Annotated in this window: 23 protein-coding genes; 12 read left to right on the top strand and 11 right to left on the bottom strand. The window is 64.0% G+C overall.

Annotation, left to right across the window (positions count from 1 at the left end; all coding sequences use genetic code 11):
• Positions 1-12 precede the first annotated feature (12 nt).
• The 6 genes from HWE17_RS05465 to HWE17_RS05440 form a co-directional block, all read right to left on the bottom strand.
• A complete protein-coding gene (locus HWE17_RS05465; protein ID WP_176388083.1) occupies positions 13-3,717 on the bottom strand; it encodes a tubulin-like doman-containing protein in 3,705 nt (1,234 codons plus the stop codon).
• Positions 3,718-3,751: 34 nt separating this feature from the next.
• Positions 3,752-4,189: a hypothetical protein gene (locus HWE17_RS05460; protein WP_176388082.1), complete on the bottom strand. Its 438-nt coding sequence runs from the start codon at positions 4,187-4,189 to the stop codon at positions 3,752-3,754.
• 44 nt (positions 4,190-4,233) lie between these two features.
• Positions 4,234-5,709: a hypothetical protein gene (locus HWE17_RS05455; RefSeq protein WP_176388081.1), complete on the bottom strand. Its 1,476-nt coding sequence runs from the start codon at positions 5,707-5,709 to the stop codon at positions 4,234-4,236.
• Positions 5,706-7,190 carry a hypothetical protein gene (locus tag HWE17_RS05450; RefSeq protein WP_176388080.1) on the bottom strand — a complete coding sequence of 495 codons (1,485 nt, stop codon included), beginning with the start codon at positions 7,188-7,190 and terminating at the stop codon, positions 5,706-5,708. Before HWE17_RS05450 ends, HWE17_RS05455 begins: the two co-directional genes overlap by 4 nt.
• 126 nt (positions 7,191-7,316) lie before the next feature.
• The gene (rfaE2, locus tag HWE17_RS05445; RefSeq protein WP_035824719.1) at positions 7,317-7,799 is read right to left on the bottom strand and encodes a D-glycero-beta-D-manno-heptose 1-phosphate adenylyltransferase; all 483 of its coding nucleotides are present in this window, start codon (positions 7,797-7,799) and stop codon (positions 7,317-7,319) included.
• A 44-nt stretch (positions 7,800-7,843) separates the two neighbouring features.
• Positions 7,844-8,083 carry a DUF3717 domain-containing protein gene (locus HWE17_RS05440; RefSeq protein WP_176388079.1) on the bottom strand — a complete coding sequence of 80 codons (240 nt, stop codon included), beginning with the start codon at positions 8,081-8,083 and terminating at the stop codon, positions 7,844-7,846.
• Between the two features lie 134 nt (positions 8,084-8,217).
• On the opposite strand from HWE17_RS05440, the gene HWE17_RS05435 reads away from it, so the two are divergent.
• The 8 genes from HWE17_RS05435 to HWE17_RS05400 all read left to right on the top strand — a co-directional run bounded on the left by HWE17_RS05435 (position 8,218) and on the right by HWE17_RS05400 (position 13,460).
• Entirely contained in the window at positions 8,218-9,156 is a 939-nt protein-coding gene (locus HWE17_RS05435) for a hydrogen peroxide-inducible genes activator (protein ID WP_035824715.1), read from the top strand.
• Positions 9,157-9,232: 76 nt separating this feature from the next.
• Entirely contained in the window at positions 9,233-10,087 is an 855-nt protein-coding gene (ubiA, locus tag HWE17_RS05430; protein ID WP_035824713.1) for a 4-hydroxybenzoate octaprenyltransferase, read from the top strand.
• 107 nt (positions 10,088-10,194) lie between these two features.
• Positions 10,195-10,551, top strand: coding sequence for a DUF883 family protein (locus tag HWE17_RS05425; protein ID WP_046683402.1), 357 nt, complete (start codon positions 10,195-10,197; stop codon positions 10,549-10,551).
• A gap of 45 nt (positions 10,552-10,596) precedes the next feature.
• Complete coding sequence (locus tag HWE17_RS05420) at positions 10,597-10,983, top strand: phage holin family protein (RefSeq protein WP_035824711.1); 387 nt, start codon at positions 10,597-10,599, stop codon at positions 10,981-10,983.
• Positions 10,980-11,327 (top strand): hypothetical protein, encoded by a 348-nt coding sequence (locus tag HWE17_RS05415; RefSeq protein WP_035824704.1) that lies wholly within the window; start codon positions 10,980-10,982, stop codon positions 11,325-11,327. Before HWE17_RS05420 ends, HWE17_RS05415 begins: the two co-directional genes overlap by 4 nt.
• 89 nt (positions 11,328-11,416) lie before the next feature.
• Positions 11,417-11,974, top strand: a complete 558-nt coding sequence (locus HWE17_RS05410) for a DUF3455 domain-containing protein (RefSeq protein WP_035824701.1) — start codon at positions 11,417-11,419, stop codon at positions 11,972-11,974.
• 215 nt (positions 11,975-12,189) lie between these two features.
• Positions 12,190-12,747 carry a sigma-70 family RNA polymerase sigma factor gene (locus HWE17_RS05405; protein ID WP_176388078.1) on the top strand — a complete coding sequence of 186 codons (558 nt, stop codon included), beginning with the start codon at positions 12,190-12,192 and terminating at the stop codon, positions 12,745-12,747.
• Complete coding sequence (locus HWE17_RS05400) at positions 12,744-13,460, top strand: anti-sigma factor (RefSeq protein ID WP_176388077.1); 717 nt, start codon at positions 12,744-12,746, stop codon at positions 13,458-13,460. The genes HWE17_RS05405 and HWE17_RS05400 overlap by 4 nt, the downstream gene beginning before the upstream one ends.
• 3 nt (positions 13,461-13,463) lie before the next feature.
• Here the strand turns inward: HWE17_RS05400 and proC are convergent, their stop codons facing one another.
• Both proC and HWE17_RS05390 read right to left on the bottom strand, forming a co-directional pair.
• Positions 13,464-14,294: a pyrroline-5-carboxylate reductase gene (proC, locus tag HWE17_RS05395; protein ID WP_176388076.1), complete on the bottom strand. Its 831-nt coding sequence runs from the start codon at positions 14,292-14,294 to the stop codon at positions 13,464-13,466.
• A gap of 16 nt (positions 14,295-14,310) precedes the next feature.
• Complete coding sequence (locus HWE17_RS05390) at positions 14,311-15,012, bottom strand: YggS family pyridoxal phosphate-dependent enzyme (RefSeq protein ID WP_176388075.1); 702 nt, start codon at positions 15,010-15,012, stop codon at positions 14,311-14,313.
• Between the two features lie 70 nt (positions 15,013-15,082).
• Here HWE17_RS05390 and HWE17_RS05385 point away from each other — a divergent pair, with 70 nt between their 5' ends.
• From HWE17_RS05385 to HWE17_RS05370, 4 genes are all read left to right on the top strand, one after another.
• Entirely contained in the window at positions 15,083-16,126 is a 1,044-nt protein-coding gene (locus HWE17_RS05385) for a type IV pilus twitching motility protein PilT (protein ID WP_035824693.1), read from the top strand.
• A 3-nt stretch (positions 16,127-16,129) separates the two neighbouring features.
• Positions 16,130-17,269: a PilT/PilU family type 4a pilus ATPase gene (locus HWE17_RS05380; protein WP_176388074.1), complete on the top strand. Its 1,140-nt coding sequence runs from the start codon at positions 16,130-16,132 to the stop codon at positions 17,267-17,269.
• A 1-nt stretch (position 17,270) separates the two neighbouring features.
• Positions 17,271-17,756, top strand: a complete 486-nt coding sequence (locus HWE17_RS05375) for a glutathione peroxidase (RefSeq protein ID WP_176388073.1) — start codon at positions 17,271-17,273, stop codon at positions 17,754-17,756.
• A gap of 185 nt (positions 17,757-17,941) precedes the next feature.
• A complete protein-coding gene (locus HWE17_RS05370; protein ID WP_176388072.1) occupies positions 17,942-20,053 on the top strand; it encodes a bifunctional diguanylate cyclase/phosphodiesterase in 2,112 nt (703 codons plus the stop codon).
• Here the strand turns inward: HWE17_RS05370 and glcF are convergent.
• From glcF to HWE17_RS05355, 3 genes are read right to left on the bottom strand one after another with little or no spacing between them, the layout of a single operon-like run.
• Positions 20,046-21,281, bottom strand: coding sequence for a glycolate oxidase subunit GlcF (gene glcF / locus HWE17_RS05365; RefSeq protein ID WP_176388071.1), 1,236 nt, complete (start codon positions 21,279-21,281; stop codon positions 20,046-20,048). The genes HWE17_RS05370 and glcF overlap by 8 nt on opposite strands.
• A gap of 4 nt (positions 21,282-21,285) precedes the next feature.
• On the bottom strand, positions 21,286-22,356 hold the full coding sequence (gene glcE / locus HWE17_RS05360) for a glycolate oxidase subunit GlcE (protein WP_176388070.1): 1,071 nt from the start codon (positions 22,354-22,356) through the stop codon (positions 21,286-21,288).
• 16 nt (positions 22,357-22,372) lie between these two features.
• A complete protein-coding gene (locus HWE17_RS05355; RefSeq protein ID WP_176388069.1) occupies positions 22,373-23,863 on the bottom strand; it encodes an FAD-linked oxidase C-terminal domain-containing protein in 1,491 nt (496 codons plus the stop codon).
• Positions 23,864-23,989 lie beyond the last annotated feature (126 nt).

Here is a 23,989-nt window from a genome sequence, read left to right as displayed (position 1 = left end):
TCATTCCAGCGTTCACAGAGGCGGCGGCATCAACGGTGGCGGCGCGCTGAGGAACAGGGGCGCCAGTTCCGGGAACTGGGCCAGGTCGGCCCAGGCCGGCAAGCCGGCGCGCCACACCTTGGTGGTGCCTGGTGCGACCTGCCCCGCCTGCACGTATTGCACGATCTGCTGGGCCGTGAACGGTCCCTGCTGCTGGCCATTGATGCCCAGGAAATACTGGTATTCCACCAGCGGCGGCGGCATGCCGCCCAGCGGTGGCGGCGCCATGCCGAACACGGCCGCCGCCGGGGCAGCGGCGGCTCCGGCTCCGGCAGGGCGCAGCAATTGCTCGAGGCGCCCCGCTTCCAGCATTTCTGCCTTGATCGCATACTTTAACCGCGGCTGGCCGTCCGCTTCCGGCTCGCGCACTTCCCAGTCGTAGGCGTCGCTGTCGGAGTCGCCGATGACGTTCGCCCACTCCTTCAGGCGGCCCAGCAAGGCTTGCACCGTGCGGTCGAGCTCATCGCTGGCCATGCCCTTGCGACGCGCCGACTCGCGCAGGCGCGCGCCCACTTCGGCGGAAATGGCGCTGCCAAAACCGACGTACGGCAGCTGCGAACCATCGGCCTGCGCCACCAGCTTGGGCGCATACACGGTGCGTTCATAGTATTTTGCCAGCGCGGCCATGGCGGCCGTCTGCACGGCGTCAAGCGCCGTCAATTTTTCCTCGATGCGCAGGGCGATATTTTTCTCGTACGAGGCGGGCATGCCGTTCTGGCGGATGGCCCGTTCATTGCCGATGCGGCGCAAGTCACCCGGCTCGACGGCAAACTGGTACTGGCCCGGCGGCACGACGCGGCCCGTGTGGCGCGTCAGCACGCCCAGCATGATCGCTTGCAGGAACTCACCAAAATCTTCCGCCAGGCGCTTCATCTCGTCCGTATTGGGCGCGATCGGGTGCGTGAATTGCGTTGGATCGATATGCGTGTGGGTCGGCGCCTTGTCGTTGTCACCTTCCTTGCGGTAACTGGTGCGCCAGCCTTCCAGGCCGCGCAGCACCGTCATCGGCACGCCGGCCAGCTCGCAATAGCAGACGGCGCGCCCGCGAATGCCCGTCTCGACGATTTCCAGCTGGTTCACCGTGATGCCCACCTGGGTCGGCATGCACGATTCGAGCTCGGCGCCGAACTTGGCTTTGAAGGCGGCCGCGTTGGCCACGCCGATCACGCACTTGAACTGGTCCGACACGACCGTGAAATCGCCCGCCATATTGGCGTCGATCCACGGCATGGAGCAGGCCAGCAGCTTGCGGAAGCGGTCCAGGCGTTCGGACACGTCCATCTGTTCCAGCGCTTCGAACAGGGGGTCGGGCGTGCTCGTCGCGCCTTCGGTCAGGCCGGCCGTGGCGATCATGTTTTCCGCCATGCGCGTGACTTTGGCCAGGATCAAGCCCCGCTGCGCCGGTTCGCCCAGCATGGGGAACAGCGCTTTCGAGCCGCCCATGTCCTTGAACGCTTCATCGGCCCACTGGCGCAAAGTGGCCGCCGATGGCAGCGCAATGTCTTTTTCCGTGACGGGAATGACGATCAGGGTTGCGTGTTCCTTGTCCAGGTCCTTTTGCAGGATGGTATTGGCCGTTTTGAGTTCCGCCAGCATGGCCAGCACACCTTCGCGGCCCGTTTGCAGCTCGCCCACGAGGCCATTCCACTGCGCGCGGCCTTGTGCATCGACGCCGACCCGGTTGCCCAGCCAGCGCGACAGTTCGCCCAGCAGCAGTACGGACTCGTCCGCCGCCTTGGCGCGCAGATGGAATTTCAGGGCATTCGCCATTTCCGTGCGCAAATGATCCATCACCACGCCCGCCTGCTTTTCGCCATTGCTGAGGAAGCCGAAGGTGCTGCGCGTCTGTTCCAGGTTGTTCAGCAGGCGCTCGTATTCGCGCGAACGCACGGCTTCCTTGATTTCGCGGTAGCGCTCGGCATTGTTGCCGATCTGCGCCGTCAAGCCGCTGCCAGGCGCCTCGATGCGGTCCTTGATCTGTTCCACCAGCGACAACACGTATTCCAGGCCGCCAAATTCCTTGTTATCCAGGTAGCCATACAGCTGGTCGCGCACGACTTTCTTGACGTCTTCCAGCACTTCGCGGCGGCGCTTGCTGATGCGGTCTTCCGTCGTGTCGGCCGTGGAATCCTGGTCGCGCACGGCGTCGCGTTCCAGGTGCTTCATGGCGTCGCGCACCTGCGCCGGCCATTCGCTGCGGTCGAAGCCCGTGCGGATATCGTTGATGCGCGTATTGACGCGGTTTTCCACGCCGGCCAGCAAGTGGCCGTGGCGGTCTTCCAGCAATTCGTCGACGACGCGGAAATCGATGAAGTCGCCGCTGGAACGCTTCAGTTCGATGCTCTTGTCGGAAAACTCGGGGAAATCGCTGAACGGCGTTCCCTTCAGGAACATATTGGCAGCCAGGAAATTATCGCGCTGCGTATCCGTGGCCCGGTTGGCGCCCGCATCCGTGCCGCCCACGCCAAAGAACGCTTGCAGCATGGCGCCGGCCCAGCGGTGAGCCCGCTCGTCGCGCGCCGCTTCCTGGCGCGTATCAAGCACGGCCATGCCGAACGAAGAAAAGCGCTTCGAGAAATACAGGCGCATGTCGCCGAAGCGGTCTTGCGGCACGGGCGCGTTGTACAGCGAATTCTTGTGCTGCGCCTGGTTGACGGCGATCGAACGCTTGGCGCGCGCGAAGTCGGCCGAGGCAAAATCCTCGAACAGCGAGTCGGCCACCATGTGGTACACGTCGCTGACATCCTTGGTGTGCTGCTGGGCCAGGTTGCCCGAATCGATCAGGTAAACCTCGCTGTACGGCTCGCGCGTCAGTTCCGGGCGGTCATACGCATCCCAGCGTCCCACATAGCCTTTATTGCCCATCATCGCCGATTCCAGCTCCATCAGCGCCGCGTAGCCGTTGGCCTCGACCCGGTCCTTGTTGGCCTTGGTGTAGCCAGTCGGCAAGAACAGCATCAGCTCGACGTCGGCCGCGCCCACTTCGCTGCGCGCCAGCCAGCGCGCCAGCAAGCCCATGTCGAGGAAGGAGCCGGACCCCGTGCCACCGGCCACGGAACCGACGATGACGATGCGGAAACGGTTCGTTTCCATGCGTAAACCCAGCTCGGCCAGCTGGCGCTCGTGCGACAGGCCCGCCTTCAACGCTTTCAGCTTCAAGCGGATCTTGTCGCGGATTTTTGCATATTTATCGAAGAAATACAGGCGCGACACGGCGCGGATCTGGCCGGCGCCGCTGCTCATGTCGAAACGCAATTCGCGGATGCGCTGCGGCGTCAGCGGCAGCCATTCCTTGATGTGCGGATATTTTTCCAGGGAATCTTCATCGCGGCTGTACTTGTCCATGTCGAACGATTCGACCACCTTGTCGTCGTCCGTGAACTTCACCTGGTCGAACTGCAAGTCCTTCGCCTGCGACTCGCCGCTTTCGATCACGGCGCCATTGTCGAGATCGAAATGGATGAATTGCGCGATGGGAAAGTCGGCCAGGCCCTCGATGCGCGTGCGGTTGCCCGCGCCGCCCCACAGGGTGTTGAGGACGCGCCGGCGCACGCGCATCAGCACCTGCATGCCCGTGCCGCCGATGCCGATGAACAGGGTCGGGCGCAGTTCGATGATCTTGTCCTGCTTGCGCTCGCTGGCGCCGCCGGTGATGGTTTGGTTCAGGTTCTCTGCCATGGTGATTCCTTCGATGATGCGTGTTACGGCGTGCTTAACGGCGGCTGGAAGTAAAAGTCAGCAACAGGGCGACCAGGCCCACCAGCACCAGCGGCCCCATGAACAGTGGCGCGAGGAATTTATGCGCGTTTACGGCGGCCAGCACGACGCCGGTCGCCAGGCTGGCCAGGAAGATGAACAGCCACCAGCCCGAGGCATTGGCCTTGTTCGGCGGCACGCGCTTGGCGACCAGGCCATTCGCGTAGGCATTCTTGGCAAAGAAAAAGGCGATGAACAGCAGCAACAGCACCACGCCACCGATCAGGGTGTCGCGCGACGAGGTATCGGTCGTGCTGGCAGGATCGAGCGCGGGCGCAGGTTCGGTCGTGGCCGTGGTGGCGGCACCTGCAGCCGGTGCGTCCGCCGCTGGCGGCGCGGACGCCGGGGCCGGCAGGGTAAAACCAGTGTTGTCTTTAGGAGTCTCTTGCGCCATGGTATGCCTCTGGTGGATTTGAATAGTTTAAAAGGAAATCGTGATCAGGCCAGGCTCAAGGCATGGCCTTCTGCCACGCGCACGACGACCGGCTGGCCCAGGCCACGTTTGAGTTCGCCAATGTCGCGGCCATCGTCATCGCGGATCTGCGCGCTCTTGAACGGTTTCAACAGCACTTGCCGCTGCACGCCATCGGCCATCACCTTGTAGCGCGTGGCACGCGTGCTGACCAGGCCCAGCGCCAGCAAGCCCAGCACGAGCGCCAGCACGCCGCCCAGTATCACCAGCACGGGCAGCAGCGGATACTGGATGCGCACCAGCAGCGGTATCGTTGCCTGCGAGGCGCGCACGCTGTCGGGCGGCGTAAACATGCCGGATATCGGGTCGCCTGGGAACAGTTCCTGCAAATCCTTGCCAAAACTGGACGCCAGCGCCAGCCGCTGTTCCGACAGGCCCACCTGCGCCTGCATCGGCAGCATCACCTGCTTGCCCATGGCGGCGATCGCCTGCGCCGACCATGGCGACGGAATCTGCGCCATCGGCAGGGCAAACTGTACCTGCACGGACTGGCTGGCGCCCGGCTGCAGCTGACGGATTTGATCTGGCACAACGTGCAGCGGTGCGTTCTGTCCCGCCAGGCTGGCGTGCACTTTGGCGCTATCGATCACGTACGGGAAAAACATGTTTTGCAGCGACGCCTGCAACACTACTTGCGGCAGCAGCTTGGCCGCATCGACGTCGAGCACGATGGTGCGCCCGTCGCGGCCCAGGCTGGCATGCACATTGGCGCTGTTCTTGACGGACTGGGGCACAATGCGCACGGCATCCTGGTCCACCGGTTTCAGGCGCGCGGGCGGGCGCGTCAGCACTTGCGACAGCCGCCCTTCGGCCAGGATGCGGTTCAGGGCCTCGGACGCCGGCTGGCCGTAGGCGAGCGCATACACCATCAAGCCCTTGGCGCTGTACAGCTTGCCCTGCACGGGCATGCGCAGGGGAAACACCACCGTCTTGGTGATCGACGGTTCCAGGTGCAGCAAGCGGTAAAAGTCGCGGTTGCGCTCGGCCGTCTGGCTGTCGTTGTTGGGGCTGTTCTTGTTATTGGTAAAGATCCACACGATGCCGGAGGCGGACTGGAACGGTCCCGTGATGGTCTTGGTGACGGCTTCCTGGAAATCAGTGTCGGCCAGCGCGCCGCCGGCGCTCTTGCGCGCCAGACCCAGGCTGGCCAGCTGGCCCGCCACGCCGGCGCCGCCCTGTCCCTGCCCGATCAGTGCGGGGGACACATTGCTGCCGCTGCTCTGGCTGAAGGCCAGCGTATAGACCTTGTCGGACGGGCTCGTGGCGGCCTGCGCCACGGCGCCCACGAGGGCTTTCAGCTGCGAATGCTCATCCGTGTAGAACGGCTCCATCCAGCCCGAGTTTTGCACGAGAAACGCTTGCTGGATGCCGGCCGCCTGCGCGGCGGCTGCACTGACACTGAGTAAAGCGGCGCAGGCCGCGATCAGGACGCGCGCCTTCATGCCTGCAAGGCCCAGCCATCGATGCGCGACAGCAGCGGGTGATACGCCCACAAGGTGCCTTCATGGACAAACAGGCGCAAGCGCCACGGTTCGCTGACGGCAAAGGTATGAAACACGGTTTCGCGCAATTCATCGTCCTGCACCAGCTGGGCGGCCAGGCGCTCGTTCGACCGCAGCACGCTCGACAGGCCGGCGCTGGTGGCAAATTTCACGCCAAAGACGCTGTTGCCAACGCTTGACTCCAGCAGCGGCATGACGGCCTGGTTCTTGCCGCCATCGTCGCCATGTTCCGGCTCTTCCCACGGCGCCGTTTTCAGCTTGGTGGCGAAGCGGTAATTGAAGCTGCCCGAACACAGGCGCGGCGCCAGCGCGTCGGCACGTTCGGACTGCGCGCCCAGTTTCACGTAAACATAGGTGCCGCGGCTGCGCTCGAAGCACAGCTGCCACAGGCCGCCGTCGCGCGACACGTAGGGGCTGCCGAATTCGAAGTGCGGCACCAGCCCTTCGGGCCAGGGCGTAAATGACGCGGCCACGTTGCCGTCCGGCTGCAGTTGCAAGCGCAGCTGGCCGTTGGCGCAAGGCCACACGGCCATGCGGTTGTAGGCGACGGGCGCGCTGACGTTGCCCAGATCAAACAGGCCGTCGAGCAGCACGTCGCTGCCCGGCTTTTGCGCGGCATCAAGATTGACGAAGCGGAGGCGGCCGTCGTCGTCGCGCAGCGGCGCCCACAGCCGGTTCTGGAACCAGACGGGCGCGGCCGCACACGGCGCGCCGCCCACGTGCTCGACCACATAGGTGAGCGAAGGCACGTCAGGACGGATGCACGCCAGACCATGGCTGGTCGGCAAGACCAGCACGCTATTGAACTCCGGCACCAGCTCGGCGCGCCAGGCGCCGTGGGCCAGGTCCGATTCGGCCAGCAGGCTGCCATAGTCGGGATCCAGCGCCAGCCAGCGTTTCGAGGCGGGCAGCCAGGCGTGCAAGACGGCCTTGCGCGGGTCGAGCGCCAGCAGCGCGGGCGCGCTGGTGCCGAACTGCGCGGAAAAAAATTCGTATTCACCGGGCGGCGGCATGGGCAGCGAGGCATCTGCCTGCGCATGCTCTTCGCGCGCGCGCTGGTCGGCCAGTTTCAGGGGCACGCTGGCCTGGCGCAAGCCGGCCGGGCCGGTTGGCGGCACGTCGCTGACGGGATAGGCGCCGTAGGGCGGCACCCACGGCGGGGTAATTGACGTGTCGGGCGGCACTTGCAAGGCCGCGCCCGAAGCGGGGTCGAACGCAAATTCGGGCGGGAACTGGCGCACGGGCGCGCCGGCCGCCGCGGGCAGGCGCCGCGCGAGCATCAGCTTGCCGATATCGGCATCGCTCACCAAGGGCGAGACGTTCTGGCCGTCCGCGCTGCGCTGCATGCTCCATGCGCCCTCGTCATCCACGTGCCAGGCGCCGGAGGGCAGTGGCCAATCCCCAGAAGTTTTATGGTCCATTTATTTTCTATGACTAGCAATGCATTCAGACGGTGTAACGTGCTGGGGCTGACGAAACGAAGTCGCAGCCCTGGCAGTTCTCATAGTAACGTCTTTTTATCTGTATGGAAACATTGACGACAGTCCTCAGCCTTGCTGCGTCCGCACTTTCGTCAACAGCTTGGTGGTCGAGCGGTCATGCTCGAAATCGATGGCCACGGCCTGGCCGCCATACGCGAGCACGGCCTTGCCTTCGGGAATGGCCGCCATGTCGTAGTCGCCGCCCTTGGCATAGATTTCCGGCTCGATGTCCTGCACCACTTCCAGGGCGCTGTCTTCCGAGAACGGCACCACCAGGCTCACCGCTTCCAGCGCGGCCAGCACGGCCATGCGATCTTCGCAGTTGTTCAGGGGGCGATCATCACCCTTGCCCAGGCGTTTCACTGAAGCATCGGTATTCACGGCAACGATCAGCGAAGCGCCCAGCGCGCGCGCCTGCGCCAGGTACGTCACGTGGCCGCGGTGCAAAATGTCGAACACGCCGTTCGTCACCACCACGGGTTTCGGCAGGGCCGCGGCGCGGGCGCGCAATTCGTCGCGGCCGCACAGTTTGTTTTCAAAATCAGGCATGGATATCTCTTGTAGGGTTAAATAGGGTCACGCTATGGCCGAACTCAGGCGTGGCTATCGCCTTGGATGCCGCCGGCATCGCGGCGCCAGGCGTCGATCAAGGCCAGGACGGCCGGATCCAGGCCCTCTTCGGCGATGCAATCTTGCCTGTTGTAAATCATCAGCGCATACACGCCGGCCAGACGGCTGACGGGCGGCGACAGCGCATATTCATTGCCGCGCGCCGGTTGCCTGGCGCGCCAGTAATTGATTGCCGCTTCCAGCGCCTGCATCCGCAATTCCATCACCGTCTCCCTTCGCCGCCCGGTCCCGCATTATAGGGGGCGATCCGCTACAATACGCCATCGGCGCCACAGTTTCACGTTTGCGCCACCTTTCATTCATTGCAAGTAAGTACTTCCTGTGTTTCAATCAACCTATGACACTGACTGAACTGAAATATATCGTTGCAGTCGCGCGAGCGAAGCACTTCGGCCACGCCGCGGAAGCTTGCTTCGTTGCCCAGCCCACCCTGTCAGTGGCCATCAAGAAACTCGAAGACGAATTGGGCGTCGTCCTGTTCGAACGGGGCGGCGCGGAAATCTCCGTCACGCCCCTGGGCGCGCAGATCATCGCGCAAGCCGAGCGCGTGCTGGAACAGACGGCCGCCATCAAGGAACTCGCCAAGCAAAACAAGGACCCGCTGGCCGGCCCGTTGCGCCTGGGCGTGATCTACACGATCGGCCCCTACCTGCTGCCGCCGCTGGTCAAGGCCATGATAGACCAGGTACCGCAGATGCCCTTGATCTTGCAGGAAAACTTCACGGTTCGCCTGCTCGAATTGCTGCGCCAGGGCGAACTGGACGTGGCCATCATGGCCCTGCCCCTGCCCGACCACGGCATGGCGATGCAGGAACTGTATGACGAACCGTTCGTCGTCGCCATGCCGCGCCAGCATCCATGGACGGCGCGCGACAAAATCGCCGCGCAGGATTTGAAATCGGAAACCATGCTGCTGCTGGGCAATGGCCACTGCTTCCGCGACCAGGTGCTGGAAGTGTGCCCCGAAATGGCGCGTTTTTCCTCGCCCGGCAACGGCATGCAGCGCACGTTCGAAGGTTCTTCGCTGGAAACCATCCGCCACATGGTGGCCAGCGGCATCGGCCTGACGGTCTTGCCGCGCGCCTCCGTCGCCAATATGCACGCCACCGACGGCATGCTCGAATACCGGCCCTTCGCCGCCCCCGTGCCATCGCGCCGGGTGGTCATGCTGTGGCGCAAGAGTTTTACGCGCAAGGCCGCCATCGACGCCTTGTGCGCGGCCATCGCCAGCTGCAACTTGCCGGGAATTACGCCGCTCTGCGAAGACGACGACTAGCGTCCAGGCGTCAAATAGTACATTTGCGTACTATTTGCGATAATCGACCTTTCTCTTCAACAAGATCGAGTCTTCCATGAACAAGCTGGCGCTGTATTTCCGCCTGATACGGCTGGACAAGCCTATCGGTACCGTATTGCTGCTGTGGCCTACCCTGTGCGCGCTGTGGCTGGCGCAGCAGGGCGTGCCGGACTGGCGGCTGCTGCTCATCTTTACTCTTGGCACTTTCCTGATGCGCTCGGCAGGCTGCGCCATCAATGACTACGCCGACCAGGATATCGACAAATTCGTCAAGCGCACGGCCGAGCGCCCCATCACCAGCGGACGCATCAGCGGCAAGGAAGCGCTGGCCGTGGCCGGCGTGCTCACCGTACTGGCCTTTTGCCTGATCCTGCCCCTCAATGCGCTGACCAAGCAGCTGTCCGTGGCGGCCGTCATCATCGCCGGCACCTATCCCTACTTCAAGCGTTTCTTTGCCATCCCGCAAGCGTATCTGGGCATCGCCTTCGGTTTCGGCATTCCCATGGGCTTTGCCGCCATCACGGATGCCGTGCCCGTCGTCGCCTGGCTGCTGCTGCTCGGCAATGTTTTCTGGGCCGTGGCCTACGATACGGAATACGCGATGGTCGACCGCGACGACGACTTAAAAATCGGCATCAAGACGTCGGCCATCACCTTTGGCCGCTACGACGTGGCCATCGTCATGTTCTGCTATGCCGTTTTCCTGCTGCTGTGGCTGGCATGCGGCTGGTATCTGGGCTTGCGTTACTGGTTCGTCGCGGGGCTGGTGGTGGCGGCCGGCTGCGCCGTTTACCACTACACCTTGATCCGCGCACGCGAGCGTATGCCGTGTTTTGCGGCATTCCGGCATAATAACTGGCTAGGAGCGGCGGTGTTTGCGGGCGTGGTTCTGGACTTTGCTTTCCGTTAAGCAATCATCCTTGCGCCGCGGTAGCCCTTGAGGCGGCGCAAGACAGCCTGGCCGCAGCTGCCTACACTGGTATTTCACTGTGCAGTTTCACTTCCATGAGGTAATACATGAGCTCGATACATACCGGAAAATCCAGCAGCGACAGCATCCTCGCCGACGCCGACAAGGCCCGCGACAAACTGGTCGGCGACCTGAAAACCGTCATCAATGAAGCGGAAGGCTGGCTCGACGGCGCCAAGGATCAGACGGGCGAGAATGTCAAAGCCGTCAAGGACAAGTTCATCGCTACCCTGGAAACGGCCAAGAAAGACTTGATCAAGCTGGAAGAAGACTTGCTCGAACGCACCAAGAAGGCGGCCAAGGCCACCGACGAATACGTGCAGGACAATCCGTGGAAAGCCGTGGGCGCGGGCGCCGTCGTGGGCGTGCTGTTCGGCCTGCTGCTTTCCTCGTCACGCCGCTAGACAGTACCGACGGCCTTGGCCGTCTCCTGACGCGAAAGGCAGCATATGGCTATCGTGCACCATGTCGCCCAAGTCGCAGCGACCCTCGCCGCCATCGTCCAGACCCGTCTGGCCCTGGCGGCCGTGGAAATGGAAGAAGAGTCGCTGCGCTTCCTGTCCTATCTGGCGCTGGCCATGCTGGCACTGCTGTGCCTGTTTGTCGGCCTCGTATTGATCGTGTTCCTCGTCATCGTGCTGTTCTGGGATACGCACCGCATCGCCGCCATCGCCATCACGGCCGCCGTCTTCATCGTCGCCGCCATCGCCACCCTGCTCGGCGTGCGCGCCAGTTTCCGCAGCAAGCCGAAACTGCTGTCCTTCACACTTTCCGAACTGAACAAAGACCTGGACGAGCTGCAATTGCTGGCCCGCCGGGGAGCGGAGCGGCCATGACCACGCATCCCACCAAGTTGTCGCATGTGCACACGGCCGCTAGCCTGGCGCAGCGGCGCGACGCGCTGCTGGCCGAATGCGCGCTGCAGCGCCTGGCCCTGGGCGTGCAGACGCGCCAGTTGCTGGAACCGCTCACGGGCGGCAACCTGCGCCACACCCTGGCCACGCGTTTCAAAATTCCCCTGATGATAGGCGGCGGCGTGCTGGGTTTGCTGCTCGTGCGCCCGCGCCGTTTCCTGCCGCTGTTGCGGGCCAGCGGCGCGCTGCTCAAGCATGCCACCACCGCCATGCCCGTCGTGCTGGCGCTGGCGCAGCGTTTCAGCAAGAAAGACACGCCGGACTAAAATATTTTTTCCTGGCTGCATCCAAATGGCAAACCCCTGCGTAGTAATGGTATCAACCAGCCGGTTGAGCCAACTACCAGGAGTTCGCCATGCTTGCCTTCACCGCCCCACGCCACACCGTTCCCGCACTGACTTTGCTGGGCGCCGCCCTGCTGCTGACGGCTTGCGCGCCCATGAGCGCGCGCTATTCGCAGGAACAATTGCCGAACGCCGTCAAAGTGCCCGATGGCCACCAGGTCGCCATGCAAACGGTGGGCGTGGGCAAGATCGCCTACGAATGCAAGGCCAAGAAAGACATGACGGGCCATGAATGGGTCTTCGTGGGACCGGACGCAGCCTTGAACGACCGCAGCGGCATGCAGGTCGGCACGTATGTCGGCCCGCCTGCCACCTGGGCCAACCTGGACGGCTCGAAAGTGACGGCGACGCAAGTGGCCGTGGCGCCGGCCGGTGCGGGCAACATCCCGTATCAGCTGGTGAAAGCCAACCCTGCCACGGGCAGCGGCGCCATGCAGGGCGTCAGCTACATCCAGCGCGTGGCCACCAGCGGCGGCGTGGCGCCAAGCAGCCCCTGCGGCATGGAGTCCATCGGCGCCAAGCAATGGGTGCCTTACCAGGCCGACTACATCTTTTGGAAAGCAGCATAAAAACACCTATCAAAACCTGCTGCGCGTCGGGATAGGCGGCCTGCGATGCTCACCGTACCTTCGTACGGTTGCGCGTCTTAGCCACCTCTCCCTTCCGCTCGCAACGGTTTTGTTAGGTGTTGTAAAACATTGAGGCAACGGTTGGCAAGCTGGTTTCTGGCCTATACTCGGTCTTGAAAACTTGCTAACCGTTAACTCCAACGATTGCGCCAACCTTGCCAACCCTAGCCACCCCTTACGATTACGATGCCGCCCTGCGCGCCTGCGCCAGGGGCGAGCAGCAGGCATTGCACGGCCTGTACCAGCAGGAAAGCCGCTATCTGCTGGGCGTGGCTCTGCGCATCGTGCGCCAGCGGGACCTGGCCGAAGACGTGCTGCACGACGCCTTTCTGAATATCTGGCGCCGCGCCGGCAGCTTCGACGCCACGCGTGGCAGCGGCAAGGGCTGGATCTATGTCGTGGTGCGGCACCAGGCGCTGGATGTGGCGCGCGCCCGCGCCCATGAAGTATCGGCCGACGAGGATACCGTGGAAACCCTGCTGCACGAACGCCAAGGCCATGATGCCGGCGATGCCTATGCCGACCAGGCGGATCTGGGCAAGCTGCACGATTGCCTGGGCCACCTGGATGAAGGCAAACGCAATAGCATCCTGTACGCCTATGTCGATGGCTGTTCCCATAGCGAAATCGCGCAGCGGCTGCAAGCGCCGCTGGGCACGGTGAAAGCCTGGGTCAAGCGGGGCCTGGCCGCCTTGCGGGAGTGCATGGGATGATCGACAGCGACGATGAATTGCACAGGCTGGCCAGCGAATACGTGCTGGGCACCCTGGAACGGGCCGAACGGGCGGACGTGGAACAGCGTTTGCCGCGCGACGCCGCCTTGCGCGACGCCATCGATGCCTGGGAACAGCGTTTGCTGCCCTTGACCACGCTGGCGCCGCCCGAAACACCCTCGGCGCAACTGTGGCCGCGCATCAGCGCCAGCCTGTTCACGCCACAAGCCGTGCGGCAGGCGGGCGGCTGGCAGGCTTGGTGGAACAACCTGGCCTTCTGGCGAGTGCTGGCCGGCGGCGGCCTGGCGGCCACGGCTGTGCTGGCCGTGCTGGTCAGCGTGCAACTGCAAGCACCAAGCGGACCCGGCTATCTGGTGGTGCTGGTGGCGCCGCAGGATAAATCGCCGGGCTGGATCGTGCAGGCGGGCGGACGCGGCGGCAAGAACCGCGACCTGAGCCTGATCCCGCTGGGCCCGACTGCCGTGCCGCAGCAAAAAGCCTTGCAATTCTGGACCAAGGGCAAGGACTGGGGCGCGCCCGTCTCGCTGGGCCTCGTCAAGCCGGGCCAGAGCCTCAAGTTGACGTTGGACAAGCTGCCGCCGCTGCAACCCGATCAACTGTTTGAAATCACGCTGGAGCCGCAAACAGGCTCGCCGACGGGCCGGCCGACGGGGCCGATCCTGTATATCGGCCGAGCCGTCAAGGTAATGTAGCGTTTATTTGCCCAGCTCGTCCCCCATCTCGCGCCCGCGCTGCGCGGCCGCCTTGATGCCCTTGACGATGGCCACCTTTACGCCGCTCTCTTCCATGCTGGTGAGTGCCGCATACGTCGTGCCGCCCTTTGACGTGACCCGCTCGCGCAGCAAGGACACGGGTTCGCTGGAGTTCGCCGCCAGCTGCGCCGCGCCCGTAAAGGTGGCAATCGCCAGTTGCGTGCCTTGCTCCGGCGTCAAGCCCAGCTCGGCCGCCGCCTGCTGCATCGCTTCGATAAAGTAAAACACGTAGGCAGGGCCGCTGCCGGACACGGCCGTCACAGGATCGATCTTGGCTTCGTCATCGAGCCAGACGGTCTGGCCGACGGCGCGCAGGATGGCATCCGCCGTCTTTTTCTGTTCTTCGCTCACGCCGCCGCTGGCCACCATGCCCGTGATGCCCATGCCGATCAGGGCCGGCGTGTTCGGCATGCAGCGCACGATGGCTGGATAATCGCCGAGCCAGCGCGACAGGTCTTGCGCGCGGATGCCGGCCGCGATCGACAGGATCAATGGCGTCCGGTCACCATCGAGGAAAGGCAGCAACTGCGCCGCCACCTCGCGCATGCTTTGCGGTTTCACGGCCAGCACGATCACGTCCACGGCGCGCAGCGCGTCGCTGGCGGAGGTGGCCGTCGTCACGCCGAATTGCGCCTGCAGTTTTTCCAGCGCGGGGGCGTGCGGGTCGATCACGTGGATGTTGCCGCCCAGGGTCAATTTGCCCGCCAGGCCGGCGATCAGGGCGGCGGCCATGTTGCCGCCGCCTACGAATGCGATATTCAATTCTGTCGTCATGCTTGTTCTCTCTTTATCAGGAATAGTTGCGGGAACCGAAAATGGCGCTACCCACGCGCACGATGGTGGCGCCTTCCAGCACGGCGGCGCGCAAGTCGGCCGACATGCCCATCGACAGGGTGTCGAGCGCCAGGCCGTCCGCCTTCAATTGTTGGTACAACACGCGCAATTGCGCAAAGGCAGCGCGCTGCAGCGTGATATCCGTTTCCGGTTCGGGAATCGCCATCAGGCCGCGCAAGCGCAAACGGGGCAGTTGCGCCACGGCATGCGCCAGCGCCGGCAGTTCGGCAGGTGTCACGCCGCTCTTGCTCGCTTCGCCGCTGATATTGACTTGCAGGCAGATATTCAAGTCCGGCAAGCCGGCCGGGCGCTGTTCCGACAGGCGCGCGGCGATCTTTTCCCGTTCCACCGTATGCACCCAGTCAAAATGTTCGGCGATGGGGCGCGTCTTGTTGCTCTGGATGGGGCCGATGAAATGCCATGCCGGGACGTGCTGCGGTGCGGCCGCTTTTACAAAGGCGATCTTGTCGAGCGCTTCCTGCAGATAATTTTCGCCAAACGCCGTCTGGCCCGCGCGCATGGCGTCCAGCACGGCGTCCGCGCCAAAGGTTTTCGACACGGCCAGCAGGGTCACGTCGGCCGGCGCACGCTGCGCCTCAGCGGCGGCCTGCGCAATACTGTCTCGCACGGCTTGCAAGTTCTGTTCGATTGTGGACATAATCATTTTCTAGTGTATAGGGGCGGCGGCACAGTGCGCCAGCCCATCAATGCAGGCACAGGGATTATAAATGGACATTTCCGAACTACTCGCTTTCTCCGTCAGCAACAAGGCTTCCGACCTGCACCTGTCTTCCGGCCTGCCGCCGATGATACGGGTCAACGGCGACGTGCGCCGCCTGAACGTGGCGCCGCTCGAGCACAAGGAAGTGCACAGCATGATCTACGACATCATGAACGACAGCCAGCGCAAGGCGTATGAAGAAGCGCTGGAATGCGATTTCTCGTTCGAGATTCCCGGCCTGGCCCGCTTCCGCGTCAACGCCTACAACCAGGAACGGGGCGCCTCGGCCGTGCTGCGCACGATTCCCTCAAAAGTGCTGACCCTGGAAGAGCTGAACGCGCCGCGCATCTTCGGCGAGCTGGCCATGCGCCCGCGCGGCCTGGTGCTGGTGACGGGTCCGACGGGTTCGGGCAAGTCGACCACCCTGGCGGCGATGGTGAACCACGTCAACGAGCGCCTGAACCACCATATTCTGACCATCGAAGACCCGATCGAATTCGTGCATGAACCAAAAAAATGCCTGATCAACCAGCGCGAAGTCGGTTCGCACACGCATTCGTTCAGCAATGCGCTGCGCTCGGCCTTGCGCGAAGACCCGGACGTGATTTTAGTGGGCGAATTGCGCGACCTGGAAACCATCCGCCTTGCGCTGACGGCGGCCGAAACGGGCCATCTGGTCTTCGGCACCCTGCATACCTCGTCGGCGGCGAAATCGATCGACCGCATCATCGACGTCTTCCCCGCCGAGGAAAAGGAAATGGTGCGCGCCATGCTGTCCGAATCCTTGCAAGCCGTCATTTCGCAGAACTTGCTCAAAACCAAGGATGGCGCGGGCCGCGTGGCCGCGCATGAAATCATGCTGGCCACGCCGGCCGTGCGCAACCTGATCCGCGAAGCGAAAGTGGCGCAAATGTATTCGGCCATCCAGACCGGCAGCAACGTCGGCATGCAGACCCTGGACCAGTGCTTGAGCGACCTGGTGCGGCGCGGCACGATCTCGGCGGAAACGGCCCGCTCGGCCGCCAAGGCCCCTGAAAACTTCCCCGGATAAGCCATGCAGACGACGCACGAACACTATGGCGCCATTCACGCGCTGCTGGCGCAGATGCGCGCACGGGGCGGCTCGGACCTGTTCATCACGGCCGGCTTTCCTGCCGCCATCAAGCTCGACGGCAAACTGACGCCGCTGGCGGGCGACGCACTCGATGCGCAGCAAGCGGCCGGCTACGTGCGTGCCGTCATGAACGAACGCCAGGCGGCCGAGTTCGAATCCAGCCGCGAAGCCAATTTCGCCATCAGCCCGGACGGACTCGGGCGCTTCCGCGTGTCCGCCTTCGTGCAAATGGGCCAGGCAGGCATGGTCTTGCGATTGATCAATACCGCCATCCCCACCCTCGATGGGCTCGGTTTGCCCGCCATCCTGCAAGACGTGGTGATGAGCAAGCGCGGCCTCGTCATCATGGTGGGCGCCACGGGCTGCGGCAAGTCGACCACCCTGGCGGCCATGGTGGGCCACCGCAACGCGCACAGCCATGGCCACATCATCACCATCGAAGACCCGGTGGAATTCATCCATCCGCACGGCAACTGCATCGTTACCCAGCGCGAAGTGGGCGTCGATACGGACGACTGGGGCACGGCCCTGAAAAACACCCTGCGCCAGGCGCCTGACGTGATACAGATCGGAGAAATCCGCGACCGGGAGACGATGGACCACGCCATCGCGTTTGCCGAGACGGGCCATCTGTGCCTGGCGACCTTGCACGCGAACAACGCCAACCAGGCGCTGGACCGCATCATCAATTTCTTCCCCGAAGAGCGGCGCCAGCAGTTGCTGATGGACCTGTCGCTCAATTTGAAGGGCATGATTTCGCAGCGCCTGATCCCCGGCAAGGACGGCGGCGGACGCAAGGCGGCGCTGGAAATCCTGCTCAATTCGCCGCTGATGAGCGACCTGATCTTCAAGGGCCAGGTGCACGAGATCAAGGAATTGATGAAAAAATCGCGCGAGCATGGCATGCAGACCTTCGACCAGGCCCTGTTCGACCTGCACGAAGCGGGCGCCATCAGCTATGAAGACGCGCTGCGCAATGCGGACTCCGTCAACGACCTGCGCCTGACGATCAAACTCAAGGGCGCCACGGCGCCGGAATCCGCCCCGCAAGCGGGCGCCACCAAACTGGGACTCCTCTGACATGACCAGCATCCACGATTTCCAGGCCGAGGCACTGGACGGCACGCCGGTCGACCTGGCGCGCTACAAAGGCAAGGTATTGCTGATCGTCAACACGGCCAGCGCCTGCGGTTTCACGCCGCAATACCAGGGGCTCGAAACGCTGTACCGCGCATTTCACGAGCAGGGCCTGGTCGTGCTGGGTTTTCCCTGCAATCAATTCCGTCAGCAGGAACCGGGATCGAACGGGGAAATTGGCGCCTTTTGCGAGAAAAACTTCGGCGTCACCTTTCCCCTGTTTGCCAAGGTCGACGTGAATGGCGCGCAGACCCATCCCCTGTTTGCGCAATTAAAACAGGCGGCGCCCGGCATATTGGGCACGCAATCGATCAAATGGAATTTCACCAAGTTTTTGGTGCGCAAGGATGGCAGCGTATTTCGCCGCTATGCGACGGCCAGCAAACCGGCCAGTCTAGCGGCCGACATACGGCAATTGCTACAGGAGTAAAAACGGATTACTTTGATTTAAGACAACAATCATGTGAAATCCATAAAACTGCATTTATTTCATGCTTGATATCAATATTGTGTTTCAAATAGCAAATATCGGTGATAATGTTTACATAATTATTCGCAGATATCGATCATAAAACGATGCCAGTCTTTGGGAAAATATTATCTTCTTGGATGCGGATGGGCAGTTATCCCCGCCTCTTCATCCCTATTACCTTCCTGATACTCGCCGTTTCCGCCGTTCGCTATCACGCCCTGCTGGGTACGGAAACGGCGCTGGCCAATGCGCGCTACCAGAGCGACGCCCGGCAACTCGACCTGTTCCTGGCCAATAGCGTGCTGCCGCTGGCCGTGCACACGGACCGGCATGCGACGCACGACAGCGTGCGGCAGGCGCTGCGCAGCGCCCTGCCGCTGAACCGCAGCCTCGTTTCCGCGCGCTGGGATACGGCTGGCGCGCATGTCGAAGTGCTGGCCGACAACAAGCCAGGCGACACACCGGCCGACGGCGTGCCGGCGTGGTTTGCGCGCCTGGCGGGCATGGCGGCCATCCGCAGCCGCCTGACGGTGGCGCTGCCGGACGGCGGCGACGGCATCCTCGACCTGCACTACACGCCCGGCCGGCCCCTGGCGCAGGTGTGGCAAAGGGTGCTCGAGCAGGCCGTCCTCAGCAGCATCAATATCGTCCTCGTCTTCCTCCTGCTGGGCTTGATCCTGGCGTCGCACCGCAAGCTGCTGGCGCGCTTCGTGCAAGCGACCGACCATTTTCGTGATGGCAATTTCGCCGTGCGCCTGGCGGCTGGCGCCACGCCCGAGGCGCAAGCCGTGTCGCAGTCGTTCAACGGCATGGCCGGCGATATCGAAGGACTGCTGACTTCGCTGAAAACCAGCCAGCGCCAGCTGGGCGAACAGCTGAACGAAACCGTGCACATGCAGCAAGCGCTGCAAAAGCTGTCGTGGCAAAACTACAATGACGTGCTGACGGGTTTGCCCAACCGTGCCGCGCTGGCCGCCCGCTTCGAGCAGGAACTGTTCCTCGCGCGCGAACGCCAGCGCCTGCTGGCCGTCTGCCTGTTCGACCTCGACCACTTCCAGGCCATCAACGACCGCTACGGCGCCGAGGCCGGCGATGAAATCCTCAAGCAGGTGGCCGGCCGCCTGCACGCCTTTACGGGCCAGATCCATTACGCGGCGCGCCTGGGCGGCGATGAATTCGTCATGCTGCTGTGCGGCCAGGCCAGCATCGCCAGCATCGAACAGAACATCACGCAATTGATGCAGGAACTGAGCCGCCCCTACCAGTGCGACCAGCAGGCGCTGCACGTGACGGCCAGCGCCGGCATCGCCGTCTACGCGGGCAAGGACCTGAATACGGAAAGCCTGCTGCGCCACGCCGACCACGCCGTCTACCAGGCGAAACTGACGGGGCGCAACCAGTACCACTTCTTCGACACCAACCTCGACGAGGAAGTGCGCACGCACCACAACCAGCGCACGGAAGTGCGCCACGCCCTGATCAACGGCGAACTGCGGCTGTACTACCAGCCCAAGGTGAACATGCGCGCTGGCACGGTGGTGGGCATGGAAGCGCTGCTGCGCTGGCAGCATCCGCGCCGCGGCGTGCTGTCGCCTGCGCAATTCCTGCCGCTGGTGGAGCAGACGGATTTGATCATCGACATCGGCGAATGGGTGCTGCGCCAGGCCCTGTGGCAGATGCAGCGCTGGGTGGCTTGCGGCAAGCACTGGGTAGTCAGCGTGAACATCGCGGCACGCCACTTCCAGCAAGCCGACTTTGTCTCGCGCCTGGAAACCATCCTCGGCGAATTTCCCGGCGTGCGCGCCAGCATGCTGGAACTGGAAATCCTCGAATCGTCGGCGCTGCACGACATCGAAGACGTGCGCCGCATCATCCGCGCCTGCCAGGCGCTGGGCATCACCTTCGCGCTCGACGATTTCGGCACCGGCTACTCGTCGATGTCATATTTAAAACGCCTGCCGGCGAATATCGTCAAGATCGACCAGAGCTTCGTGCGCAACATGCTCAACGACCGCGACGACCTGCACCTGGTGCGCGCCGTCATCGGCCTGGCCCGTTCCTTCAGCTTGACGGTGATCGCCGAAGGCGTGGAAAGCGTCGAGCATGGCGCGCGCCTGATCCAGCTGGGCTGCGACCTGGCGCAAGGCTACGGCATCGCCCGCCCCATGCCGGCCGACGCCGTGCTGGAGTGGGCTGCGAACTTCGTGCCGGCGCCCCAATGGCGCATTGCGCAGTACAGCGAAGCGCCTATTTAGGCGTCAAGGCGGAGTCGATCAGCTCGATCCAGTGCCGCACGGGCGTCTCCGTGCCTGACTGCAGGTGGCTCAGGCAGCCGATATTGGCCGACACGATCATCTCCGGCTCGCACGCTTCCAGATTCGCCACCTTGTTGTCGCGCAGCTGCTGCGACAGTGCCGGCTGCAGTATCGAATACGTGCCCGCCGAACCGCAGCACAGATGGCTGTCGGCGCACAGGCGCACGTCGACGCCGACGGCGCGCAAGACCTGCTCCACCTTGCCGCGCACCTGCTGGCCGTGCTGCAGGGTGCATGGCGGGTGATATGCCACCCTTTTCCCGATGCGTCCTTTCAGCAGCGCCGCCAGCTCGTTTTCAAACGCCGGCATGATCTCGGACAGATCGCGCGTCAGTGCCGCGATGCGCCGCGCCTTCTCCGCATACTGCGCATCGTGCGCCAGCAGATGGCCATACTCCTTGACGGTGGCGCCGCAGCCGGAGGCCGTCATGACGATGGCTTCGGCGCTGTCCACGCTGTCTACGTAAGGCCACCAGGCGTCGATATTGCGGCGCATGTCGTCCAGCGCCGCGTCCTGGTCATTCAAGTGATGGCGCAGCGCGCCGCAGCAGCCGGCCTTGGGCGCGACGATCAATTGCACGCCCAGCGCGTCAAACACGCGCGCCGTGGCCGCGTTGATGTTCGGCGACATGGCCGGCTGCACGCAGCCGTCCAGCAGCAGCATGCTGCGCGCATGCTGGCGCGTCGGCCATGCCCCCGCTTGCGCGCCCGGACGCAATTTATCCTGCAAGCTTTTCGAGAGCAGCGGGCGCAGCGCCTGCCCCGCCTTGTAAACAGGCGTAAACAGCCAGCGGCGCGGCAAGGCTTCCTTCAGGGCGAAGCGCAGCGCGCGTTCGCGCAAGGGGCGCTGCACGCGCTGCTCGACGACGTTGCGGCCGATGTCGACCAGGCGCCCGTACTGCACCCCGGACGGACAGGTCGACTCGCAGTTGCGGCAGGTCAGGCAGCGGTCCAGGTGCGTCTGCGTCTTGGCCGTGACGGGCGCGCCTTCGAGCACTTGTTTGATCAGGTAAATGCGTCCGCGCGGGCCATCGAGTTCGTCGCCCAGCAATTGGTAAGTGGGACAGGTGGCCGTGCAAAAGCCGCAATGCACGCAGGCGCGCAAAATGGCTTCGGCTTCGTCGCCTGCCGGCGTATTCTTGATGAAATCGGCGAGATTGGTTTGCATGCGCTCAATCCATTCTGTGCGGGTTGAAGATGCCGGCCGGGTCGAAAGCCTGCCGCAGGCGCTGGTGGATGGTGGCGATAGCGGGCGCCAGCGGGTGGAACACACCCACGGCCTTGTCGCCGCCGCGAAACAGCGTGGCGTGGCCGCCGGCGGCCGCCACGGCCTGGCGAATCTGCGCGCTGCTGGCCGCATCGGCGTCGCCATCGAGCTTGAGCCAGCGCTGCGCCCCGCCCCACTCGATCAGCTGGCGCCCCTTTAAAATCATGGCGCTGGCGTGCGGCGGCAGAGACAAGCGCCACAGGCTGCCCGCGCCCGCGAAGAATGCGTGCGTTTGCTCGCGCACGGCCAGCCAGAAGGCGGCCGCGTCATCGTGCGTCAGCACTTCGCCTCCCAGCGATTGCTGGGCCGCCGAGACAGCCGCCTCGGCGCCGGACAGGCGCACCGTCAACACGCCATCGTGCCAGCAGCTGGCCGATATCGGCAGCGGCTTGCCCGCCCACTCATTGAGCATGCGCAAGGCGGCGATTTCCGCGCAGGCCACGCGGAGCGTCGCTTCGCGCAGCGGCAAGGGCAGCACCTTCAGCGACACTTCCAGGATCAGGCCCAGGGTGCCCAGGGACCCCGCCAGCAGGCGTGAAACATCGTAGCCGGCCACGTTCTTCATGACTTGCCCGCCAAAGGCCAGGCGTTCGCCATGGCCATCCATCAGCACGGCGCCCAGCACGAAATCACGCAAGGCCCCCGCGCTGGCCCGGCGCGGGCCGGACAAGGCGCTGGCGACGACGCCGCCCACCGTGGCGCCGGGGCCGAAGTGCGGCGGCTCGAACGCCAGCATCTGGTTGTGCGCGGCCAGCGCCGCCTCGATTTCCAGCAGCGGCGTGCCGCAGCGGGCCGTGATCACCAGCTCCGTCGGTTCATAGTCGATGATGCCCGCATACGCGCGCGTATCGAGCACCTCGCCTGTCAGCTGCTGGCCATACCAGTCTTTCGAACCGCCGCCGCGCAGGCGCAAGGGGCTGCCCGCCGCGCTGGCCGCCAGGATCTGCTGCCTGAATTGTTCCACGATTGCTTGCAAAAGAGTCTCCGGCAGATTAAAAACGGGGCAGGTTGGCGAACGGCAAACGCCCCGCCGTCACATGCATCTTGCCGAATTCGGCGCAGCGGTTCAAGGTGGGGATCGCCTTGTCCGGGTTCAGCAAAGCATGGGGATCGAAGGCGCGCTTGACGGCGAAGAAGGCATCGAGTTCGGCGCGCGTAAATTGCACGCACATGGAATTGATCTTTTCCATGCCCACGCCATGCTCGCCCGTGATGGTGCCGCCCACGGCCACGCACAGGGCCAGGATGTCGGCGCCGAACGCTTCTGCGCGCTCGAATTCGCCGGGCATGTTGGCGTCGAACAGGATCAATGGGTGCAGATTGCCGTCTCCAGCGTGGAACACGTTGGCGCAGCGCAAGCCATGCGTTGTTTCCATGGCGGCGATACCCGTCAGCACTTCCGCCAGTTTCTTGCGCGGGATGGTGCCGTCCATGCAGTAGTAATCGGGCGAAATGCGCCCGGCGGCGGGAAAGGCGTTCTTGCGGCCGGACCAGAATTTCATGCGCTCCGCTTCCGACTGCGACACGGCAATCGCGCTGGCGCCCGCCCCTTCCAGCACGGCCGTCATGCGCGCGATTTCCTCTTCCACTTCCTCGTGCGTGCCATCCGCTTCGCACAGCAAAATGGCGGCCGCGTCGATGTCGTAGCCAGCCTTGACGAACGGCTCGACCATGCGCGACGACGTCTGGTCCATCATTTCCAGCCCGGCCGGGATGATGCCGGCGGCGATCACGTTGGCCACGGCGTTGCCGCCCGTGACGACGTCGTCGAACGAGGCCATGATGACTCTGGCCGTGGCCGGCTTCGGTATCAGTTTCACCGTCACTTCCGTGACGATGCCGAGCATGCCTTCGGAGCCGATGAAGACGGCCAGCAGGTCGAGGCCCGGAGCGTCGAGGCATTCGCCGCCCAGTTCCAGCACGTCGCCAGCGATGGTGACGACGCGCACGCGCAGCACGTTGTGCACGGTCAAGCCGTATTTCAGGCAATGCACGCCGCCCGAGTTTTCCGCCACGTTGCCGCCGATGCTGCAGGCGATCTGCGAGGATGGATCGGGCGCGTAATACAAGGCATATTGCGCCGCCGCTTCGGAAATGGCCAGGTTGCGCACGCCCGGCTGCACCACGGCGATGCGCGCATACGCATCGACGCGCACGATGCGGTTCAAACGCGCCGTCGACAGCACCACGCCATCGGCGATCGGCAAGGCGCCGCCCGACAGGCCCGTGCCGGCCCCGCGCGGCACGATCGGCACCTTCAACTCGCGGCAGACGCCGAGGATGGCGATGACCTGTTCTTCCGTGTCCGGCAGGGTCACCACCATCGGCAGCTGGCGGTAGGCGGCCAGGCCATCGCATTCATACGGGCGCGTATCTTCGGCGTCGGACAGCACGCAGCGTGCCGGCAGCACGGCCAGCAGGGCAGCGACGACGGCTTGCTGGCGCGCGGCGGTCAATCCGGATTCAGGAGCGGTATTGAGCATAAGATGGAGGACAAATGAGCATGGGCGTGCAACGATTGTAAGCACAAACGTGGCGTGCAGCGCATTTTTTGTCACAATGGCGGGCAAATGCGGGGCCAGGCGGCGCGCGGTGTCGTATGCTGCCCC

The organism is Janthinobacterium sp. BJB401 (assembly GCF_013372745.1).
Lineage (GTDB): Bacteria > Pseudomonadota > Gammaproteobacteria > Burkholderiales > Burkholderiaceae_D > Janthinobacterium > Janthinobacterium rivuli.
This window is presented reverse-complemented; position numbering and strand designations above follow the sequence as displayed.

Coding starts and splice junctions, on each gene's coding strand:
- HWE17_RS05465 (WP_176388083.1), bottom strand. CDS start 3,717: ATGGCAGAGAACCTGAACCAAACCATCACCGGCGGCGCCAGCGAGCGC.
- HWE17_RS05460 (WP_176388082.1), bottom strand. CDS start 4,189: ATGGCGCAAGAGACTCCTAAAGACAACACTGGTTTTACCCTGCCGGCC.
- HWE17_RS05455 (WP_176388081.1), bottom strand. CDS start 5,709: ATGAAGGCGCGCGTCCTGATCGCGGCCTGCGCCGCTTTACTCAGTGTC.
- HWE17_RS05450 (WP_176388080.1), bottom strand. CDS start 7,190: ATGGACCATAAAACTTCTGGGGATTGGCCACTGCCCTCCGGCGCCTGG.
- rfaE2 (WP_035824719.1), bottom strand. CDS start 7,799: ATGCCTGATTTTGAAAACAAACTGTGCGGCCGCGACGAATTGCGCGCC.
- HWE17_RS05440 (WP_176388079.1), bottom strand. CDS start 8,083: ATGGAATTGCGGATGCAGGCGCTGGAAGCGGCAATCAATTACTGGCGC.
- HWE17_RS05435 (WP_035824715.1), top strand. CDS start 8,218: ATGACACTGACTGAACTGAAATATATCGTTGCAGTCGCGCGAGCGAAG.
- ubiA (WP_035824713.1), top strand. CDS start 9,233: ATGAACAAGCTGGCGCTGTATTTCCGCCTGATACGGCTGGACAAGCCT.
- HWE17_RS05425 (WP_046683402.1), top strand. CDS start 10,195: ATGAGCTCGATACATACCGGAAAATCCAGCAGCGACAGCATCCTCGCC.
- HWE17_RS05420 (WP_035824711.1), top strand. CDS start 10,597: ATGGCTATCGTGCACCATGTCGCCCAAGTCGCAGCGACCCTCGCCGCC.
- HWE17_RS05415 (WP_035824704.1), top strand. CDS start 10,980: ATGACCACGCATCCCACCAAGTTGTCGCATGTGCACACGGCCGCTAGC.
- HWE17_RS05410 (WP_035824701.1), top strand. CDS start 11,417: ATGCTTGCCTTCACCGCCCCACGCCACACCGTTCCCGCACTGACTTTG.
- HWE17_RS05400 (WP_176388077.1), top strand. CDS start 12,744: ATGATCGACAGCGACGATGAATTGCACAGGCTGGCCAGCGAATACGTG.
- proC (WP_176388076.1), bottom strand. CDS start 14,294: ATGACGACAGAATTGAATATCGCATTCGTAGGCGGCGGCAACATGGCC.
- HWE17_RS05390 (WP_176388075.1), bottom strand. CDS start 15,012: ATGTCCACAATCGAACAGAACTTGCAAGCCGTGCGAGACAGTATTGCG.
- HWE17_RS05385 (WP_035824693.1), top strand. CDS start 15,083: ATGGACATTTCCGAACTACTCGCTTTCTCCGTCAGCAACAAGGCTTCC.
- HWE17_RS05380 (WP_176388074.1), top strand. CDS start 16,130: ATGCAGACGACGCACGAACACTATGGCGCCATTCACGCGCTGCTGGCG.
- HWE17_RS05375 (WP_176388073.1), top strand. CDS start 17,271: ATGACCAGCATCCACGATTTCCAGGCCGAGGCACTGGACGGCACGCCG.
- HWE17_RS05370 (WP_176388072.1), top strand. CDS start 17,942: ATGGGCAGTTATCCCCGCCTCTTCATCCCTATTACCTTCCTGATACTC.
- glcF (WP_176388071.1), bottom strand. CDS start 21,281: ATGCAAACCAATCTCGCCGATTTCATCAAGAATACGCCGGCAGGCGAC.
- HWE17_RS05355 (WP_176388069.1), bottom strand. CDS start 23,863: ATGCTCAATACCGCTCCTGAATCCGGATTGACCGCCGCGCGCCAGCAA.